The organism is Mesorhizobium sp. C089B (genome assembly GCF_030323125.1).
Lineage (GTDB): Bacteria > Pseudomonadota > Alphaproteobacteria > Rhizobiales > Rhizobiaceae > Mesorhizobium.
In genome coordinates this window covers 4,292,754-4,312,691 of sequence record NZ_CP100469.1, presented here as the reverse complement: position 1 = coordinate 4,312,691, position 19,938 = coordinate 4,292,754, and the positions used below count along the sequence as shown (strand labels likewise).

Annotated in this window: 14 protein-coding genes and 2 pseudogenes; 8 read left to right on the top strand and 8 right to left on the bottom strand. The window is 64.2% G+C overall.

What is annotated here, in order from left to right:
* Nucleotides 1–104 precede the first annotated feature (104 nt).
* From NLY44_RS21300 to NLY44_RS21270, 7 genes are all read right to left on the bottom strand, one after another.
* Entirely contained in the window at nucleotides 105–1,346 is a 1,242-nt protein-coding gene (locus tag NLY44_RS21300; RefSeq protein WP_023670472.1) for an MFS transporter, read from the bottom strand.
* Between the two features lie 158 nt (nucleotides 1,347–1,504).
* Complete coding sequence (locus NLY44_RS21295) at nucleotides 1,505–2,605, bottom strand: pyridoxal phosphate-dependent aminotransferase (RefSeq protein ID WP_023806417.1); 1,101 nt, start codon at nucleotides 2,603–2,605, stop codon at nucleotides 1,505–1,507.
* 133 nt (nucleotides 2,606–2,738) lie between these two features.
* Entirely contained in the window at nucleotides 2,739–3,203 is a 465-nt protein-coding gene (locus NLY44_RS21290) for a Ros/MucR family transcriptional regulator (RefSeq protein ID WP_023670470.1), read from the bottom strand.
* Between the two features lie 214 nt (nucleotides 3,204–3,417).
* Complete coding sequence (locus NLY44_RS21285) at nucleotides 3,418–4,122, bottom strand: ROK family protein (RefSeq protein ID WP_023806416.1); 705 nt, start codon at nucleotides 4,120–4,122, stop codon at nucleotides 3,418–3,420.
* A 119-nt stretch (nucleotides 4,123–4,241) separates the two neighbouring features.
* Complete coding sequence (gene zwf, locus NLY44_RS21280; protein ID WP_023806415.1) at nucleotides 4,242–5,615, bottom strand: glucose-6-phosphate dehydrogenase; 1,374 nt, start codon at nucleotides 5,613–5,615, stop codon at nucleotides 4,242–4,244.
* Nucleotides 5,616–5,638: 23 nt separating this feature from the next.
* Nucleotides 5,639–6,652: a phosphogluconate dehydrogenase (NAD(+)-dependent, decarboxylating) gene (gnd, locus tag NLY44_RS21275; RefSeq protein WP_023683928.1), complete on the bottom strand. Its 1,014-nt coding sequence runs from the start codon at nucleotides 6,650–6,652 to the stop codon at nucleotides 5,639–5,641.
* 41 nt (nucleotides 6,653–6,693) lie between these two features.
* Nucleotides 6,694–9,069: a glucan 1,4-alpha-glucosidase gene (locus NLY44_RS21270; protein WP_156941051.1), complete on the bottom strand. Its 2,376-nt coding sequence runs from the start codon at nucleotides 9,067–9,069 to the stop codon at nucleotides 6,694–6,696.
* A 248-nt stretch (nucleotides 9,070–9,317) separates the two neighbouring features.
* On the opposite strand from NLY44_RS21270, the gene NLY44_RS21265 reads away from it, so the two are divergent.
* The 8 genes and pseudogenes from NLY44_RS21265 to NLY44_RS21230 all read left to right on the top strand — a co-directional run bounded on the left by NLY44_RS21265 (nucleotide 9,318) and on the right by NLY44_RS21230 (nucleotide 18,932).
* On the top strand, nucleotides 9,318–10,331 hold the full coding sequence (locus NLY44_RS21265; protein ID WP_023670464.1) for an ABC transporter substrate-binding protein: 1,014 nt from the start codon (nucleotides 9,318–9,320) through the stop codon (nucleotides 10,329–10,331).
* Between the two features lie 48 nt (nucleotides 10,332–10,379).
* Nucleotides 10,380–11,897, top strand: coding sequence for a sugar ABC transporter ATP-binding protein (locus NLY44_RS21260; protein WP_023732918.1), 1,518 nt, complete (start codon nucleotides 10,380–10,382; stop codon nucleotides 11,895–11,897).
* A 1-nt stretch (nucleotide 11,898) separates the two neighbouring features.
* Complete coding sequence (locus NLY44_RS21255) at nucleotides 11,899–12,870, top strand: ABC transporter permease (RefSeq protein WP_023670462.1); 972 nt, start codon at nucleotides 11,899–11,901, stop codon at nucleotides 12,868–12,870.
* A gap of 2 nt (nucleotides 12,871–12,872) precedes the next feature.
* Nucleotides 12,873–13,820: an ABC transporter permease gene (locus NLY44_RS21250; RefSeq protein WP_023698400.1), complete on the top strand. Its 948-nt coding sequence runs from the start codon at nucleotides 12,873–12,875 to the stop codon at nucleotides 13,818–13,820.
* A 126-nt stretch (nucleotides 13,821–13,946) separates the two neighbouring features.
* Nucleotides 13,947–14,972, top strand: coding sequence for a BMP family protein (locus NLY44_RS21245; RefSeq protein WP_023806413.1), 1,026 nt, complete (start codon nucleotides 13,947–13,949; stop codon nucleotides 14,970–14,972).
* Between the two features lie 174 nt (nucleotides 14,973–15,146).
* Nucleotides 15,147–16,657: pseudogene (locus tag NLY44_RS21240) on the top strand (ABC transporter ATP-binding protein).
* A gap of 282 nt (nucleotides 16,658–16,939) precedes the next feature.
* Nucleotides 16,940–17,992 (top strand): ABC transporter permease, encoded by a 1,053-nt coding sequence (locus NLY44_RS21235; protein ID WP_023806411.1) that lies wholly within the window; start codon nucleotides 16,940–16,942, stop codon nucleotides 17,990–17,992.
* A pseudogene (locus NLY44_RS21230) lies at nucleotides 17,989–18,932 on the top strand (ABC transporter permease). The gene NLY44_RS21235 and the pseudogene NLY44_RS21230 overlap by 4 nt, the downstream one beginning before the upstream one ends.
* Before the next feature lie 24 nt (nucleotides 18,933–18,956).
* Here the strand turns inward: NLY44_RS21230 and NLY44_RS21225 are convergent.
* Nucleotides 18,957–19,724 carry an SDR family NAD(P)-dependent oxidoreductase gene (locus NLY44_RS21225; RefSeq protein ID WP_023686096.1) on the bottom strand — a complete coding sequence of 256 codons (768 nt, stop codon included), beginning with the start codon at nucleotides 19,722–19,724 and terminating at the stop codon, nucleotides 18,957–18,959.
* Nucleotides 19,725–19,938: the final 214 nt, after the last annotated feature.

The window sequence follows — 19,938 nt, the reverse complement described above, 5'->3', positions numbered from 1 at the left end:
TCTGGCTAGTTCGCCCAGAACCGGCCCATCCGCTTCCGGCCCATCTCAGCCGTCATCGGCGCAAGCTGATTTGGACCGAGCGCCGGATCCTGCGGCTTACTCGATCAGTTGCGGCTGTTGAGATGCCGCACCCTTCGCAGTTGCGGAAACAGCACCGCCCACAGTCCGGCGACGGCAATCGCACCGACGCCGCCGATCACCACCGCCGGCACGGTGCCGATCAGCGCCGCCATGGTGCCGGCGCGGAACTCGCCGACTTCGTTGGAGGCGCCGACGAAGACCTGGTTGACGGCGTTGACGCGGCCGCGCACCTCGTCGGGTGTCCACAGCTGGATCAGCGTCTCCCGGATATAGACGCTGAACATGTCGGTGGCGCCGAGGCCGGCAAGGGCCAGGATCGACAGCCAGGTGATGGTCGAGACGCCGAACAGCACGGTGAAGGCGCCGAACCCGGCGACGAAGCCGAGCATGATCTTGCCGGCACTGTCGCGCAGCGGATGCCCGGCAAGCCAGACCGCGACACAGATGGCGCCGATGCCGGGCGCCGAGCGCAGCAGGCCGAGGCCCCACGGGCCGAGTTCCAGAATATCGCGGGCATAGACCGGCAGCAGCGCCGAGGCACCGGACAGAAGCACGGCGAAGAGGTCGAGCGAGATGGCGCCCAGGACGATCTTCTCGCTCCAGATGTATCGGAAGCCGGCAAACAGCGTCTCCATCGTCGGCTTGTCGGTGGCGCTCTGCTGGGCCGGTTTCGGAATGGTGAAGATCAGCAGACCGGCCACCAGCATCAGCACGGAGGCAACGGCGTAAGCGGCTTCGGCCGAGACGCCATAGAGCAGGCCGCCGGCGACCGGGCCGACAATGGTCGCCGTTTGCCAGGCGGACGAGTTCCAGGCGATCGCATTGCCGAAATCTTCCGGCGGAACAAGGTTGGCGAACAGCGAAGACGAGGCCGGCCCATAAAAAGCGCGCGCCAGGCCGAACATAGCCAGCACGATGAAGATCGGCAGCGGGCTGACGAGACCGCGCAGCGTGAAGTACAACAGGACAAGCGCACAACCTGCCTCGACTACCGTCGCCAGCGCCATGATCAGGCGGCGGCCGAAACGGTCGGCGACAACGCCGGTGACCAGCACCAGCAGCAGCGACGGCAGGAACTGGACGATGCCGACAATGCCGAGATCGAAGGGATCGCGCGTCAGATCATAGATCTGCCAGCCGACGGCGACGGACACGATCATGGTGGCGAAGGTGGTCAGGAAACGCGCCGCCCAATAGCTCAGGAAGGAGCGATGGCGGAAGGCGGCGTAACGCCGGTCAGGCGGTGTATGGGAATGGGATGTCATGGATACAGGCCCCGTTGCTTGCATTGGCCGGCGGGGCACTTCCCGGAAATGGGCGCTGTTCCGGCCAATGAAACTTATCAAAGTTCGGAGCGCGTATGCGTGAAAATCGGGCCTGGATCAAGCGGTTTTCCAGCCGCTCGCCCGATTGCACGCGGACGTTACTGCCTCAGCGCGGCGGTGATGGCGTCGAGGCCGCCCTGTAATTCCGCCTCTTTCGGCCAGCCGAAACCGACGCGGAAGAAGCGCTTGGGCATATCGAACCAGTGGCCGGGACCGACATAGGTGCCGTGGTTTTCCAAGAGATTGACGTAGAAACGGTCGAGGTCGAAGTCTGGACTGACATTGAGCCTTGGAAATCCGACGACGCCGCCTTGTGGCCGCACCCAGTCGACCAGCGGCTCGCGGTCGATCCAGTCTTGCACGATGTCGCGGCGTTTCGCCATCTCGGGCAGCAGCGCGGCCAAGAAAGTGTCGCGGCGCCCCAGCATGCCGCGCGCAATGCCTTCGTCGATGACGCTGCCGCAAATGCCGATCTGCTCCTTGGCGGCGAGGAAGCGCTCCTGCAGTTCGGCATCGCTGGTGATCAGCCAGCCAATGCGGATGCCGGGAATGCCGAAGGCTTTCGACAGCGACGAGACGCTGATCGCTTTGGGGCTGAGAGAAGCCGCCGCCGGCAGGCGCTGTCCATAGGAGAGGTCGCGATAGGTCTCGTCGACCAGCAGATGGCAGCCGCTCGCTTCGGCCAGCGCAATCAGCGCGTCGAGATCGGCCCGGCCCATCATCGTGCCGGTCGGGTTGTGCGGGCAGGTGACGCTGATCAGCTTGGTGTTCGGTTGCATGCTGGCGGCGACGCGGCCGAAATCGATGGCAAAGCCTGCGTCGAAATCGAGATCGACATAGGAGATGGCGCAGCCGATCGCCTTGGGGGTCTCGATGTTGGTGGCGTAGTTCGGCCGGACGACGACAAGGTGGTCGCGCTCCGACAGAAGCGAGGTCGAAATGATGAAGAGCGCGCCCGCCGCACCGGCGGTCACAAGAACATCGTCAGGCGAAATGCCGGAATCCTGCGCCGCGATCAGCGCCCGCAACTCCTTGTCGCCGCGATGCTCGCCGTAGAACAGCGTGAGATCCGGCAGCGACAGGCCGACGTCGGAGAGTTTCTGATCGGCGATCGAGCTTTCGGAGAGATTGAACCGAATGCGATCGTAGCCGTATTCCTCCGGCGCCTCTTTCTCGATCACCATTCTGGCGTAGTTCATGGCTGCTCCCCCAAAGTCCTGACACTCAGAGGTACAAGCCATAAAAGCACGAAGCCTGCCAAGGCTCATTCGCCGGCAGGCTTCTGTTCCAGTCGTCCAAACGATTGGCTCAGGGCCGAGGCGCTGATCCCACTCAGGCCGGAACTTTGGCCTTCCGGCCCTTGGCTTTCGCCGGCGCGGCAACTGCGGCCTTGCGGCCGAGGCCGATCGACTTGGCCAGCTCGGAGCGCGACGCCGCGTAATTGGGGGCAACCATCGGATAGTCGGCCGGCAGGGCCCATTTGGTACGATAGGCTTCCGGCGTCAGGTTGAAATGGACGCCGAGATGGCGCTTCAGCGATTTGAATTTTTTGCCGTCCTCGAGGCAGATGATGTAATCCGGCGTCACCGACCGCTTGGGATTGACGGCCGGGATCTGCGGCGCCGCCACTGGGGCCGGCGGCTGGCTGAGCCCGCCGATCGACGCCGCAACGCTGGCGATGAGATCGCTCAGGCCGGCAACGGGCAAGCGGTTCTTCTCGACGTAAGCGGACACGATATGGGCGGTAAGCTCGAGCAGGTCGATGTCCTTGTCAGAGTCGTTGCTGTCGTCGGCCAATTTATCTCTCCGTCGCTAGGGGGGTGGCGGAAACTCCCAGAGTGGTCCCAGCGGAGCCGGAAATCCGCTCTAGTCATTTGTCTTGCCGCATATGTGCGGTTGCGCCAGATGATTCCATCCGGTGCCACCGATCTAATCGCCAAATCTGCGTAACGCAATGACTTCGTATCGCGCCACACGTCATTTTGAACAACTATACTGAATTTTAATACTATCAGACGATCAGCGCCTTGTCGCGCCATAGTCGAAAACCGCCCTCGAAAGCGCGCGTATTGTCGCCGCGCCTGGATGTGGCGGGCAATTCATCCAGTCTGTCGACATTGCCGCCGCCGATGACGACATAATCCGGCTGCAGCGCCGCACGCAGCCGCCCCACGACGTCGAAAACGTACTTGCGCCATTTTTTCTTGCCGTATTTCTCCAGGCCGCGCTCGCCGACATAATCTTCGAAACTGCCGCCCTTGCGGTACGGCAGATGCGCCAGTTCCATCGGCTGGCCGACATTGTTGAGGATCATCGCCGCGCCCAGGCCGGTGCCGAGGCCGAGGAACAGCATGCGCCCGCCATCGTAGCTGCCGATCGCCTGCAGCAGCGCGTCGTTGACGACCTTGACCGGCTTGCCGAAGGCGGCAGCAAAATCGTAGCCGTCCCAGCCCTTGCCGAGATTGGCGGGATCGAGCGAAGGCCTGTTCTGCCTGACCGGGCCGGGATAGCCCATCGAGATCAGGTCATAGGCCAGCCCTTCGGCCAGCGTCTTCACCGTGGCGACCATCTGCTGCGGCGTCAGGTCCGGTCCGGAATCGGCGCGGCGCATCTCGCCGCCTGCGCTGGTGAGGATTTTCACATGCGAGCCGCCGACATCGATCGTCAGCACGATCGGTTCGGCCTTGGCCTTCGCGGGCCTGGTTGCCTTGGCCATGTCGTTTCCTCCGCTCACTTGGCGCATTCCCGCGTTTCAGGGAAACGGGGGAATGCTCCAACTCTTTGTTTTTACCCAATTTCGGACGGAAAGACCGCTCGCACTTTTCCTGGAATTGCTCAACTCGGATTGATCCAGCCGTTGGGCGGCCCGAAGCTGGCCATGGCGTCGGCAGGCCCCCAGGTCTTCGGCTCATACATATGCGGCGGCGTGGTGTCGCCCAGCACCGGGCCGACGATGCGCCAGGCAAGCTCGCTGGCATCCTGGCGGGTGAACAATTGGCCATTGCCGTTCATGGCATCGCCGATCAGCCGCTCATAGGGCGGCATGTCGCCCTTCGAATCGTCCAGCGCGGTGAGCTCGACCTGCTCGCCGACCATGTCGTCGCCGGGCGCCTTGCGCTGCGCGCCGATCGAGATCGCCACCTGCGGGTCGATGCGGAAGCGCACGTAATTGGCGTCGCTGGGCTTGATCGGATCGAAGACGTCGAGCGGCGGCCGCTTCAGCCGCACGATCACTTCGGTCACATGCACCGGCATGTTCTTGCCGGTGCGGATGAAGAAGGGCACGTCCTGCCAGCGCCAGGTGTCGACCATGAAGCGCACCGCGGCAAAGGTTTCGACCGGCGAGTTCGGCTTCACGCCGGGTTCAGCGAGGTAGCCGGTGAACTGGCCGCGCACGACGTCGTCCTTGGTCAGCGTGCGGATGGCGCGCAGCACCTGCACCTTCTCGTCGATCAGATCGTCGGCCGAGCGGCCGACCGGCGGTTCCATGGCGAGCAGCAAAAGGATGTTGAGCAGATGGTTCTCGATCACGTCGCGGATAGCGCCGACATCGTCATAGAATTTGCCACGGCCTTCAACGCCGAAGTCCTCGGCCATGGTGATCTGTACGCTTTCGACGAAGTTGCGGTTCCAGATCGGCTCGAGAAAGGAATTGGCAAAGCGGAAATAGAGCAGGTTCTGGATCGCCTCCTTGCCGAGATAGTGGTCGATGCGGAAGATCGACTGCTCTTCGAACACCAGATGCAGCACGCGGTTCAGCCAGCGCGCCGATTGGAGATCGTGGCCGAACGGCTTTTCCACCATCAGCCGCGCGCCATGCGCGGTACCGGATTGCTCCAGCCCCTGGACGACGGTCTCGAACATGGTCGGCGGCACCGCCATATAGTGCAGCGGCCGCTGCGCCGAGCCGAGCGCCGTCTTCAGCTTCTCGAAGGTCGCGCCGTCGCGGTAGTCGCCGCTGACATAGCGCAGCAGATTGGCGAATTTGGCGAAGATCTTTTCGTCGATCTTGCCGACAGCGTTGACGATGCCGTCGCGGGCCCGCGCCTGCAATTGGTTGATGTCCCAGGCATCGAAGGCGACGCCGATCACCGGCTCTGCCAGCGTCCCCTTGGCTACCATCTGGTAGAGGGCCGGAAATATCTTCTTGTGGGCAAGGTCGCCGGTTGCTCCGAAGAGCACCAGCGTGTCGGACCGTTCCGGGCTCATCTTGCGCGTCTCCCCTGCGGCCTTCACTTGCCGGCCTTCGGCTTTTCGACATGGCCGCCAAAGGCATAGCGCATGGCCGACAGCAGCTTGTCGGCGAATTCGGATTCGCCCTGCGAGGAGAAGCGGTCGAACAAAGCCGAGGACAGAACCGGCGCCGGCACGCCGGTGTCGATCGCCGCCTTCAGCGTCCAGCGGCCTTCGCCGGAATCGGAGACGCGGCCGCCGAACTGGGCCAATGCCGGGTCGCTCTTCAGAGCGCCGGCGGTGAGGTCGAGCAGCCAGGAGCCGATCACACTGCCATGGCGCCAGACCTCGGCCACTTGCGGCAGGTCGATGTCGAACTGATAGTATTGCGGGTTTTCCAAAGGGCTGGTCTCGGCGTCCGCCGTGCGCTGTCTTTTGCCGGCATTGGCCGATTTCAGGATGTTCATGCCTTCGGCGTAGGCGGCCATGACGCCATATTCGATGCCGTTGTGGATCATCTTAACGAAATGACCGGCGCCGCTCGGTCCGCAATGCAGGTAGCCAAAGGGTGCGGTTCCGCCCGCTTTGTCGGGCGTGGCGCCGGCATCGGCGCCGGGCGCCAGCGTGGCGAAGATCGGATCGAGGTGTTTGACCGCCGTATCGGGGCCGCCGATCATCAGGCAATAGCCGCGCTCCAAGCCCCAGACGCCGCCGCTGGTGCCGACATCGACATAGTGCAGGCCCTTGGCCGCAAGCTCGGCCGCCTGGTCGACAGCGTCGTGATAATAGGAATTGCCGCCGTCGATAATGATGTCGCCGGGCTCCATCAATGCTGCCACCTGGTCGGCGATCTTGCCGGTGATCGCCGCCGGCAGCATCAGCCAGGCGCTGCGCGGCTTGGAAAGCTTGCCGACGAACTCCTCCATCGATGCGGCGCCGATGGCGCCATCGGCAACCAGGGCGGCAACGCTTGCCGGGTTGATGTCGTAGACGACGCATTGATGGCCGTCGCGCATCAGGCGGCGCACCATGTTGGCGCCCATCCTGCCCAGTCCCATCATTCCGATCTGCATGGTGTTGTCCTAGTCGCTTGAGGAAAGAAATTGCTGGCGAGTTAGTTCTCAATGCCGACGGTGAAGTCGACATTCTCCCAACGGCCGCCGTCGGGCCAGAAAAAAGTGAAGACGATCGTATTGCCTCGCGGAATATCGGTCACCGGCAGATCCGCCATATGGACGCCAAAGACATTCACGGACGTGTTGATTTCGTGGCTGGTCTGCCACTGGTCGCCGCTCCAGCGGATCAGTGCCGGCTGCAGCAGTTCAACCCGCAGCGTCTTGCCGGCTTCCATGGTGCGCAGCCTGTTGTTGAAGCGCCATATCCTCAGCGGCGAGCCGGTCTTGTCCCTGACATAGCGCTTGACGCCTTGCGGCGGCATGTCGAAGACGGCGCCGTCGCGGAGCGAGCGCAACAGCTTGATGTGTTCCGAATGCGCCCAGACCAGCGGCATGGCGCTGCCCGACGGCCTGCCCAGCCACAATTCGCGCTCCGGTATGTCGGCGCCGTCCCAGACCTGTTCCGGCAGCAGACCGCCCACGCCAGCCGAAGCCTCGAATGTCCTGAGCAGGCTTGCCGCCTTGGCCTTGTTACCGGCGGCCAGCTCGTAGTGGGCGCGTTCGCCGGCCAGCAACGGCCAGGGCCGGCCCTGGCCGTTGCCGTCGAAGGGGGCGCCGTCGGCGTGTTCGCCATAACCGTCGCTGGTGTAGCGGTACCATATAGGCCCTTGCGGCAGGTCGCAGCGCAGTTGCGCGTCGATGATCTTGACCGTGCCGACGATGCGCGGATCGTCCGCGGCCCTGAGGCCGAAGCGGACCAGCGCCAGCGCGTCCGGGCTGACAATCGCTTCGGCCGGCTTGTCGGTATCGCCCGGCGGACGGTTCTTGATCGGTACGAAGCCGTCCTTCGGCGATGCGGCGCCTGAACCGTCGGCCGGCGCGATGCGGATGTAGTAGCCGTCGACGCCAGCCTCGTGGCACGCCGGTGTGCCGCTGACATAGGTCCAGCGCTCGATCTGGTCGTTCCAGCAATCTGCGACCTCGCGCAAATAGTTAGCCGGCTCGGGTTTGCCGTTGACGTCGAACAGATCGGCGGCGCCAAGCAGTGCCGATATTTCGACGGCGAGCGTGAATGGGCTGTAGCCCGCGTCCTCTTCCCAGCGGTCCTGCCCGGTGACGGGGCCATTGCGCACGATATAGGACGCTGCTTTCTCGACCATCGGCATGAAGGCGGCGAGCTTTGCGCGCGGCAGGTGGCCGGCGCGGTGCAGCGCATCGGCAAGCAGCAGCGGGAAGGCGCATTCGTCCATCTGGATGCCCGGCCAATAGAGCGAGCCGTCGAGCCACACATTTTGTGGCCAGTGGCCGTCCGGCTGCTGGATGGAACGGAGATAGGCGAGGATCTCAAGCGCCTGCGCCGGATCGCCGGCGGCGAGGAAGCCGCCCGCAGTTTCTACGAGGTCGCGCGGCCAGACCAGATGATATCCGCCAAGGTCGTCGTCGCCCTTGCTGAACCCCCAGGGGATCGACAGGCTGGCGACGGCCGCACCGGGCCTCGCCAGCGACAGGTGTGTCGCCAGCACCGCTGTGCTGACGCGGTAGGTGTTGAGGCCGGATGCATCATGGTGGTCGAGCGCCGTCAGGCCTGCCTGCCATTTCCGCCATTTCGCGACATAGACCTTTGCCGCCGGCTCAAACCCGCGTTTCAGGCTGGCGGCGGCGTTTTCGGCCGCTTCATCCGGCGTTGCCCCAAACCCAAGCGCAAGCAAGGCTTTGCTGTTGCGTAAGGAAAAGCCGATCTCGCCGGTCAGCGCGACATTGCCGTCCTCCGCCCTTTGGCAGGCCGGATTGAGCCGGCCGGCGCGGCTGAGTTGCTGCCAGCCGTCGGAAAAGCCTGCATAGCCGGCCGAGCAATCACCCCAGGGCAGCGAGGATGCAAGCGCCAGGCAGGTGCCGCGCCCGGACGCGAACAGCATCGGCCTCCCCTTGTGCTCGTCGGTCCAGGCGGTGTTGCCCATGCCGGCATTGACCAGATGCGGCGCCAGCAGGGCGTAGACGCGGTAGTCCGTGGCCACGCCCTCGAGTGCCGTGAAGCTGGTTTCCTGCAGCAAGGCCGGGCGCGCCGGATCCGCCAGGATGCGCTTTTCGATCTGGTAACGCGCCGTCGCGTTGATCAGCCGGTAGGCGGGCACGCCGTCCTCGAACGGCTCGATGGCATGCGTGGCGTCACGCTTCTCCTCGGAGAACCAGCCGCCGGGACCGGTGACCAGCAGTCCCATGTCGCGCGTGCAGGCGCTGTCGAGGCCGGGATAATAGACCTCGTTGACGATGCCATGGCTGAGCGTGAACCAGACGCGGCTCGCCGGCGAAAGCGCGGCACCTACGCCGCTCTTGGCGCTTGACGTCCAGCGCGCCGGAATTCCGGGGGCGCCCATTCTTTTGGGTGCACTGGGGGAAGGGTCGGCGGCATCGCTGCCATGCATGGTCTCCTGGACCCTTCCCTAGACCAGCACGCGAAGGCTTTTCAACCGCCGCACCTGAAGTTGATCGTCCAAGCGTGATCGATCGCAGTTGACAAGCGGGCGTATCTGAATTTGTCTGACAATAGATAAAAAACAGGCAGACAACGCCAAAACCATCTGCAACAGTCGGCGGGGCCGACAATCCATGGGAGGATTATGACATGAAGACACTGCTCGTCCTGAGCGCTCTGGCGGCGATGCTCGCCTCGGGCACGGCGCTTGCCGACACCAGCGGCAAGAAGATCGCCTTCTCCAACAATTACGCCGGCAATTCGTGGCGCCAGGCGATGCTCGACAGCTACGGCATCGTCACCAAGAAGGCGGTGGAGGATAAGATCGTCGGCGCCGCCGACATCTTCACCACCGCCGACAAGGAAGTGCCGACCCAGGCTGCCCAGGTGCAGAACCTGATCCTGCAGGGTTATGACGCCATCGTCATCAATGCCGCATCGCCGGATGCGCTGAACGGCGCCATCAAGCAGGCCTGCGATGCCGGCATCGTCGTCGTCTCCTTCGACGGGACGGTCACCGAACCTTGCGCCTACCGCGTCGTCGTCGACTTCAAGGACATGGGCAAGCAGGAAGTCGAGCAGATGGCCAAGTTCCAGCCCAAGGGCGGCAATTTGCTGGAAATCCGCGGCCTTGCCGGCACCTCGATCGACGATGCCATCCATGCCGGCATCCTCGAAGGCGTCGCCGCCCATCCCGAGTTCAAGATCGTCGGTTCGGTGACCGGCGACTGGGACCAGACGACGGCGCAGAAGGCGGTCGCGACGATCCTGCCTTCGTTGCCCGACATCGTCGGCATCGTCGACCAGGGCGGTGACGGTTATGGCGCGGCACAAGCCTTTGCCGCCGCAGGCAAGCCGCGTCCGACCATCATCATGGGCAACCGCCAGGACGAGCTGAAATGGTGGAAGGAGCAGAAGGACAAGGATGGCTACCAGACCTGGTCGGCCTCGATCGCGCCCGGCGTGTCGTCGCTGGCCTTCTGGGTGGCGCAGCAGGTGCTCGACGGCCGCACCGACATTCCGCATGACCTTTTGGTGCCGTATCTCGCCTTTACCCAGGACAATTTCGAGACCGAGCTGCCGAAAATCAAGGAGGGCGGCGTCGCCACCCACGAATACAGCCAGGAAGACGCAATCGCGGCGATCAAAGCCAATATCAAGTGATGCATTGCATTCATTGCCAGCGGCATGACCGACCGGATATCGTTGAGCATGCCTGAGGCCAATACGGACATCATCAGACTGGGCGGCGCCGAAAAACATTTCGGCGCCGCCCATTTGGACATCATCAGGCTGAACGGCGCCGAAAAACATTTCGGCGCCGTTCGGGCGCTTAACGGCGTCGACTTCCATGTTGTATCAGGCGAATGCGTCGGGCTGGTCGGCCACAACGGAGCCGGCAAATCGACGCTGATGCATATGGTGGCCGGTACGCTGCAGCCCGATGGCGGTGAGATCGCGGTGCGTGGCAATGCCGAAACCGACTACTCGGTGGCGCGCGCGCTGAAACTCGGCATACGCTGCGTGTTCCAGGAACTGTCGCTCTGCCCTAACCTCAGTATCGCGGAGAATACGCGCATCAACCATCCGGCGCTCACCGGCTTCGGCTGGCGACGCAAGGCGGCTGCTCTCATTGCCGCCAAGCTGGACGAAATCTTTCCGGATCACGGCATCTCGGCAGACGACATTGCCGGCGATCTCTCCATCGGCCGGCGGCAGATGGTCGAGGTGGCGCGCGCCTTCACGGTGACGCGCGATCCGCTCGACCTGGTCATTCTCGACGAGCCGACCTCTTCGCTGGACGCGCATACTGCGGGCCAGCTGCTTGCCTTCGTGCGCCGTTTCGTAGCCACCGGGGGCAGCTGCATCCTGATCTCGCATGTGCTGGGCGAGGTGCTGCAGAATGCCGACCGCATCGTGGTCATGCGCGACGGCAAGGTGGTCGCCACGGACGTTGCAAAAGCGTTCGACCGCGACCGGCTGGTGGCCACCATGGGCGGCGCGGAAGCGCGCGAGAAGATCGCGGCGGAGATCGCCGCCAGGCCGGCGGCGGGCCCGCTCAGGGTGCGGGCGCGGCCCGAGCGGCAGCAGGATGGCAAGGAGCTTGTCGCTCGCGCCGGCGAGATCATCGGGCTTGCCGGGCTTGCCGGCCATGGCCAGACCGACCTGTTGCTGGCGATCTTTGCCGCCGCGACGCGTAGAAGGCTTGATATCGAGGTGACCGCCCCGGTGGCGCTGGTGGCCGGAGACCGCCAATCGGACGGCATTTTCCCGCAATGGTCTATTGCCGAAAACATCGGCATCCGCTCGCTGGCGCGGCTGCGCAAAGGGTTGCTGATCTCGCCGCAGCGCGAGGCCGAGCTTGCTGAGTTTTGGAAGCAGAAGATCGGCATCCGCACGCCTGACATGACCAACAACATCTTCTCGCTGTCCGGCGGCAACCAGCAGAAGGCGCTGTTTGCCCGCGCACTGGGTTCCGATGCGCAGATCGTGCTGATGGACGATCCGATGCGCGGCGTGGACATCGGCACCAAGCTTGAGGTCTACGATCTCGTGCGCGAGGAGGCGGCCAAGGGCCGGACCTTCCTCTGGTACACCACCGAGACCGAAGAGCTCGACAATTGCGACCACATCCATGTCTTCAAGAACGGCCGCATCGTCGCCAATCTCACGCGCGACGAGCTGACCGAGGAAAAGATCATCCAGTCCTCATTCGGCGACGCGGCCTGAGATGACGGCAGTCGCTCTCGGCCCTACGTCCTCGCCGCGCAGCAGCGCGGCCCGCGCGCGCCTGCTGCGCAGCCTGTTGCCGGCGCTGTCGCTGGCGCTGGTGGTTATCGCCATCGCCTGGCTCAACCCACGCGCCATCAGCTATTTCGGCTTCAGCCTGATGTTGAACCTCGCTATTCCGATCGCGCTGGCGACGATCGCCCAGATGTTCGTCATCGCCGGCAATGAGCTCGATCTGTCGATCGGCACCTTTGTCGGCTTTGTCGGCTGCGTCACCGCGACCTGGCTGAAGGACGCGCCGCTGCTCGGCGTGATCATCCTGCTCGGCTCCATAGGCGTTTATGCGCTGCTCGGCGCACTGATCCATCTGCGCAATCTGCCGTCGATCGTGGTGACGCTGGGCATGAGCTTCGTCTGGCAGGGGCTTGCCATTCTGGTGCTGCCCAAGCCCGGTGGCAAGGCGCCGGACTGGCTCTTGTCGCTGATGGCCTTCAAGCCGCCCTTCATTCCGTTCCCTATCATCGCCGCGCTGGCGATCGCAGCGGTGGTGCATTTTGGGCTGATGCGCACCTCCTATGGCGTCATCCTGCGGGGATCCGGCGGCAATCCGGCGGCGCTCAGGCGCGCTGGCTGGTCGCTGCTTCGAACCAAGATCGTGCTGTTTGCGCTGACCGGCCTATTCGGCGTTCTGTCCGGCATGGCGCTGATCGGCATCACCACCTCGGCCGACGCTAATATCGGCAATGGCTACACGCTGCTGGCGATCGCCGGCGTCATTCTCGGCGGCGGCGAGTTCGTCGGCGGCCGGGTGTCGCCGATCGGCACCGTGCTCGGCGCGCTGACACTGGCGCTGGCGGCATCGCCTCTGCTCACCTTCATGCACATTCCGCCGGATTGGCAGGTCGCCGCCAACGGCGCCATCCTGATCATCGTGCTGGCAGCCCGCGTCCTGATCAGCCGCAGGGAGAGGTAGCGATGACATTGGTTAAATCGCTTGTCGCCAAACCCTGGATCTGGTCGTTTATCGGCGCGATGTTCGTCTGGCTGGCGACCATCGCTTTCACCGGCGGCTATGGCGGCGGCGGCATGATCACGGCGGCACTTTCGCTTGCCGTGTTCACCGTCATCGTCGGCGTCGGCCAAATGTTCGTCATCACGCTCGGGCCAGGCAATGTCGACCTGTCGCTGCCGGCCAATATCGGGCTCGCCAGCGCCGTCGCCATGAAGGTCATGGGCGGCAGCGATTCCATGATCGTGGTCGGGCTGCTCGCCGCGCTCGCCTGCGGCGCTGCCATCGGTGCCGTCAACTATCTCCTGATCTGGGCGCTGAGGATCCCGCCGATCATCGCCACTCTGTCGGCCAGTTTCATCATCCAGTCGATCGACATCAGCTATGGGCGTGGCCTGCAGATCAAGCCGCCGCCCGGCTTTGCCGATTTTGCCAACTGGCAAATCCTGGGCATTCCAGTGCTGGCGATCCTTACCGTATTGTTCACCATCGGTGCGGCCATCGCCTTGCAGCGCATGATCTATGGCCGCTCGGTGCTGGCGATCGGCCAGAACATCCGCGCCGCGTGGCTTGCCGGCGTCAATGTCGGCCGCACCCGCTTCCTCACTTACACGCTGTCGGGCGCGCTCGGCGGCATGGACGGGGCGCTGCTCGCCGGCTATTTCCGCGGCGCAAATGTCGATATCGGCAACGAGTACCTGCTGGCCTCGATCGCCGTCGTCGTCATCGGCGGCACCTCGGTCGCCGGCGGCAAGGCCAATGTTCCCGGTGTCTGGGGCGCGGCGCTGTTCCTGGTGCTGCTTCTGACCATGCTCAACACGTTCGGCGTCAGTGCCGGCGTTCGGCTGTTGCTGACCGGGCTGATCATCGTCGGCGTCATCACCGTAGCCGGTGGCGAGAAGGCGGTACGCTAGCGCCGGCTCCTGCCAGCGACACCGCCAAATTTGACCATGTGGACAAAAGTCCGCACCCGTTCCATAGTTCCGCGTCTGATTTCGGAACAGCCGGCTCGACACGGCTGTCAAACAGAGGGGCACTAGATGGAAAACCGGAAAAACAAATCGCAATCGACCGGCCTGTCGCGGCGCGACGTGCTGGAACTCGGCGCACTTGGCCTGGCCGCAGCCATGCTGCCGGGTGCAGCCTTCGCCAAGGACAAGAAGCTGAAGGTGGCGGCGATCTTCGCCACGCCGATCGAGGAGCCGTGGGACAACCAGATCCACGTCGCCCTGCAGAAGGCCGAGAAGGAACTCGGCATCGAATACAAATGGTCGGAAAAGGTGCAGACCGCCGATTTCAGCCGCGTCATGCGCGAATATGCGCAAGGCGGGTATCAGCTGGTGCTGGGCGACGCCTTCGCCGCCGAGCGTGAATCGCGCCGCACGGCAAAGCAGTTCCCGAAGACCGCTTTCCTGTTTGGCTCCGGCGCCGGGCCGGCCGAACCCAATTTCGGCGTCTTCGACAACTGGATCCACGAGCCAGCCTATCTCTCCGGCATGATCGCCGGCAAGATGTCGAAGTCGGGCACGATCGGCGCGGTGGCGGCGATGGGCATTCCGGAAGTGAACCGGCTGGTCAACGCCTTCTTTGCCGGCGCCAAGGAGGTCAATCCCAACATCAAGAAGAAGGTCGCCTTCATCGGCTCGTTCTTCGATCCGCCCAAGGCCAAGGAAGCTGCGGTCGCCCAGATCGACGCCGGCGTCGACGTCATCTATGCCGAGCGCTTCGGCGTCATCGAAGCGGCGGTGGACAAGAAGATCCTCGCCATCTCCAACATGTCCGACCAGTCGAGCCTCGGCCCCGACACGGTCATCACCGGGCCGGTGTGGGACATGTATCCGACGGTCGAGCAGGCGATCAAGCTGGTCAAGGCCGGCGTCTTCACCGCGCAGGACTATGGCGACTTCTCGCGCATGGCCAAGGGCGGTTCGTCGCTGGCGCCCTATCACAAGTTCGACAAGACGCTGCCGGCGGATGTGAAGGATCTGGTCGAGAAGAAGAAGGCCGAGATCCTGGAAGGCAATTTCCGGGTGGATGTGGATGAGAACACGCCGGTTTCGGATTAGCTCGGCGCACCCCCTCCCCCTTGAGGGAGGGTGGCCCGCAGGGCCGGGTGGGGTCCTCCGCGAAGTGCTCCATCCTGCTAAGTCATGGGTTGAGGCAGTTGAGGTGACCCCACCCGCCTCGCTTCGCTAGGCACCCTCCCCTCGAGGGGGAGGGGTATCTCCGCAGGAGCATCCTTGTCCGCCCCTCTCATCGAAATGCGCGGCATCACCAAGAGCTTCGGCGCCGTCAAGGCGAACGAGGGTGTCGATCTCAGCGTCGCGCCAGGTGAAATCCTCGGGCTTCTGGGCGAGAACGGGGCCGGCAAGACGACGCTGATGAATGTGCTGTTCGGCGCCTATGCGCCCGACGCCGGCGAGATCCTGATCCAGGGCAAGCCGGTGCGGATCACCAGTTCGGCCGATGCGCTGGCCGCCGGCATCGGCATGGTGCATCAGCATTTTCACTTGGCACCGCGGCTGACGGTGCTGGAAAACCTGCTGATCGGCATATCAGGCAAATCCGGCCGCATCGACCGCGCCGGCGGACTTGCCCGGTTGTCCGACATCAGCCGCCGGCATGGGCGGACACTCGACCCCAACCTGCCGGTCTCGGCGCTGTCGGTCGGCGAGCAGCAGCGGCTCGAAATCGTCAAGGCGCTGTTTCGCGGCGCAAAATTACTGATCCTCGACGAGCCAACCGCGGTGTTGGCGCCGGGCGAGGTCAACGGGCTGTTTTCGGCGCTGCGCTCGATGGCGGCGCAGGGGCTCGGCATCATCTTCATCTCGCATAAATTGAACGAGGTGCGGGCGCTCACCCATCGCTGCACCGTGTTGCGGCACGGCCGCGTCGCCGGCCGTGTCGACGATCCGGCGAACACGACATCGGCAGAAATGGCGCAGCTGATGTGCGGCCATGAGATCGTGCCGCCGGCAAGAGGACCTTCGACCCAAGGCGCGGCGGTGCTGACGCTCGACGGTATTTCCACCTCACGGCATTCGGGGACGCCGCTGCGCGATGTATCGCTTGCCGTTCGCGCGGGCGAAATCCTCGGCATTGCCGGGGTCTCCGGCAATGGCCAGCGGGCGCTGGCCGAGGTGATTTCCGGCACGCGCGCGCCCGACGCCGGCGCGATGACGATAGCCGGCAAACCTGTTACGCGGTTCTCGCCGCGCGAGGTGCAGGCGCTCGGCCTTGGCCGCATCCCGGAAGACCGTATGACGACCGGGCTGGTCACCAATCTGCCGCTCGCCGATTCCATGGTGTTGCCGCGCATTGGTACTGCGGCTTTCAGCAGCCGGGGCCTGCTCAAGCCAGATGCGATCCGCGCCTTCGCCGAAGAACAGATCAAGGCCTATGACATCAGGTGCCCCGGGCCGATGACCCGCGCCGGCGCGCTGTCGGGCGGCAATCTGCAGAAGGCGCTGCTGGCGCGCGAACTGGCTTTCGACCCGAAGGTGCTGATCGTCTCGCAGCCGACGCGCGGCCTCGACATCGGTGCCGCCCGCTTCATCCACGAAAATTCCTCGACATGCGTGCCAAGGGCTGCGGGATCATCGTCATCGGCGAGGATCTCGAAGAGCTGCTCGTGCTCTGCGACCGCATCGCGGTGATGTATGAGGGCCGCATCGCCGGCACGCTGGACAGCGCCGATGCGACCATCGCGCGGCTTGGGCTGCTGATGACCGGGGCGGAGGGCAGAGCCTAGATGGACTTTCTCGCTCGGTTCCTCGCAGAAACTTCAAATAATACTGCCCGCTTTTGGCTGACTTTAAGCGTCAGCGCTGCCCCTCACCTGCCTGCCGGCATCCTCTCCCCGTATAGAGACGGGGAGAGGGGCTCTCACCCATGGTTTCGCCAATCGCCACAGCTGCAAGAGGGGAGTTGCCATAGGGCCCAGATCCCTTCTCCCCGTGTCTATACGGGGAGAAGGTGCCGGCAGGCGGATGAGGGGCGGCGCGACTGTCTGGGCGGCGGAGGGGCATAGCTGATGTTCCGCCTCGAAGCCCGCAGTTCCACCCCCGCCTGGTTCAATCTCGCTTTGCCGCTGCTGGCCATCGGCGCAGCGCTGGTCCTGTGCAGCGGCCTCATCGCGCTGGCCGGCGCCGGCGTGCTTGAGGCCTATGGCGTGATGCTGTCGGCCTCGTTCGGCGACAGCTATGCCATCACCGAAACGCTGGTGCGCGCCGCCCCGATGATCTTCACCGGGCTGGCTGTGGCCGTCGCCTTCCGGGCCAAATTCTGGAACATCGGCGCCGAGGGCCAATTGCTGGCCGGCGCCGTGGCCAGCTGCTTCGTCGGCGCCATCCCAATGCCGGGCGCGCTGGCGATCCTGTCGATGGCGCTGGCGGGCGCTGCTGCCGGTGCCGCGGTAGCGCTGGTGCCCGCGACGCTCAGGGTCAAATTCAAGGTGGACGACGTCGTCAGCTCGCTGCTGCTCAATTCGGTCATCTACTATGCGCTGATGGCGCTGATCGAGGGGCCGTGGAAGGACTCGTTCAGCGGCTATCCGATCTCGCCGCCGATCGAGGATTCGGCGAATTTCCCGGTGCTGCTCGAAGGCACAAGGCTGCATCTGGGTGTCATCGCCGCGTTGATCGCAGCACCGTTGATCTGGTTCCTGATCGTGCGGACCACGCTCGGCTTCCGGATCAGGGTCACCGGCGAAAGCCCGGAAGCCGCCCGCTATGGCGGCATCCACGTCGAGCGGGTGCTGATCTCGACGGCGCTGCTGTCGGGCGCGCTGGCCGGGCTTGCCGGCGTCGGCGAGGTCGGCGGCGTGCATTTCCAGGTGATGAGCGACATTTCGCCGGGCTATGGCTATTCCGGCATCGTCGTTGCCATGCTGGCCAGGCTCAATCCGCTCGGCGTCGTACCGGCGGCGATCTTCCTGGCCGCCGTGATGACCGGCGCCGAAGCGATGTCGCGCGCCACCGGCGTGCCGGCGTTCCTCAGCGATGTCATCCAGGGCACGGCGCTGCTCGCCATGCTGGTGGCGCTGCTGTTCACGGCCTATCGCATCCGCCGCGTCGGCGCCTTATGAGCGCGGTGTTCGAACAGATCTTTCAGGTCGGCTTCCTCGCCGCCATTATCCGCATCGCCACGCCGCTGGCATTTGCCACGCTGGGCGAGATGTTCTCCGAGCGGGCCGGCGTGCTCAATCTCGGTATCGAAGGCATCATGCTGCTCTGCGCGATGACCGGCTTCACCGCCGCCAGCCTCAGCGGCAGCCTGTGGCTCGGCGTGCTGGCCGCGGTGTTGACCGGCATGGCGATGAGCGCGCTGCATGCGCTGTTCACGGTGGCGCTCGGCCTCAGCCAGCATGTCTGCGGCATCGGCGTTACTTTGTTCTCGTCCGGCCTTGCCTATTTCCTCTACCGTCTGACCTTCGGCCAGCAATCGGTGCCGCCCAGCATCAAGGGTTTTCAGACGGTGCCGATCCCGCTGCTGTCGGATATTCCGGTTCTGGGGTCAGCGGTTTTCAACCAGTTTGCGCTGGTCTACTTGGCAATCATTGCCATCCGCTCGCTGCTTTCGTGCTCTACCGCACGCCTTGGGGGCTGTCGGTGCGGATGGTCGGCGAGAACCCGCGCGCCGCTGATTCCGCTGGGGTCAGCATCATCGCCACGCGCTTCCAGGCGGTCATCCTCGGCGGTGCGCTGATGGGGCTTGCGGGCGCCTTCCTCACCATGGCACAGTTCAACGCCTTCACCTTTGGTGTGGTGTCGGGCCGTGGCTGGGTGGCGATCGCGCTGGTCGTGTTCGGCCGCTGGGACCCGTGGCGCTCTGCGGGCGCGGCGCTGCTGTTCGCCTTCGTCGATGCGCTACAATTGCGCATGCAGGCGAGCGGCCTCGGGCATATTCCCTATGAGGCGTTCTTGATGCTGCCCTTCATTTTCACCATCGTCGCGATGGCCGTGATGTCACGCAACGCGGTTGCGCCGTCGGCGCTGCTGAAGCCGTTTCGACGAGAAGAGCGGTAAGCGAGTAGGCCAAGCCTGGGATACTCACATCGCCGTAAAACCATTATCGACAAACAGATGCGTCCCGTTAACGAAGCTGGACTCATCGCTGGCGAGGTACAGCGCTGCCTTGGCCACTTCCTCCGGCTCACCGATGCGGCCCTGCTGTGCGGCCAATGCGGCGTCCGACACGTCGACGCCGAGCTTGCCGAGATCGGCGACCTCGCGCAGGCCGTGCGGCGTGCGGATGAAGCCGGGACAGACGGCGTTGCAGCGTATGTTGCGGTCGCGGAATTCGACTGCGATGGCGCGCGCGAACATGTGGCAGGCGCCCTTGGTGGTGTCGTAGAGCACCTCCATGGGTGTGGCCGCCACAGCCGAGATCGACGAGGTGCAGACGATCGAACCGCCACCGGCAGCGATCATGCCCGGCAACACGGCGCGCGTCATCAGGAACATCGAGCGGACATTGACCGCATGCAGCCAGTCCCATTCCTGCACTGTCGTCTCCAGGAACGGCTTTATCACGATGGTGCCGGCATGGTTGAACAACACCGTGGCCGGGCCGAGCCTGGCAGTCGCCGCCTTCACTGCGGCCTCGACCTGCGCCTCGTCCGAGACGTCGGCCACCCAGTGTTCGGCGATATGTCCCCGCGCGCGTATCGCCGCCGCAGTGGCTGCCGCCGCCTCGCCATTGCGGTCGATGATCGCCACCTTGGCGCCTTCGGCGGCGAACAATTCCGAGGCCGCTCCGCCCATTCCGGTCGCGCCGCCCGAGATGATTGCAATCTTGCCGGCTAGTCTTGTACCCATGTTCTGTTCCCGTTCCCGATCGAAATGATCCGCATTTATGCCGGAATGGCGATGCTATCGCCTATGCAGACGTCGGCCAAGCTTGTCGCTCGCTTGTCGCCAGCAGGGGTCCCCCAGCAATCCAAAACCAAATAATAAGGCATACTGAGAAAATCGTTCTACATATCGCCAAAAAATAGCACTCGACAAAGTCTACTGATTTTATAGATTAATC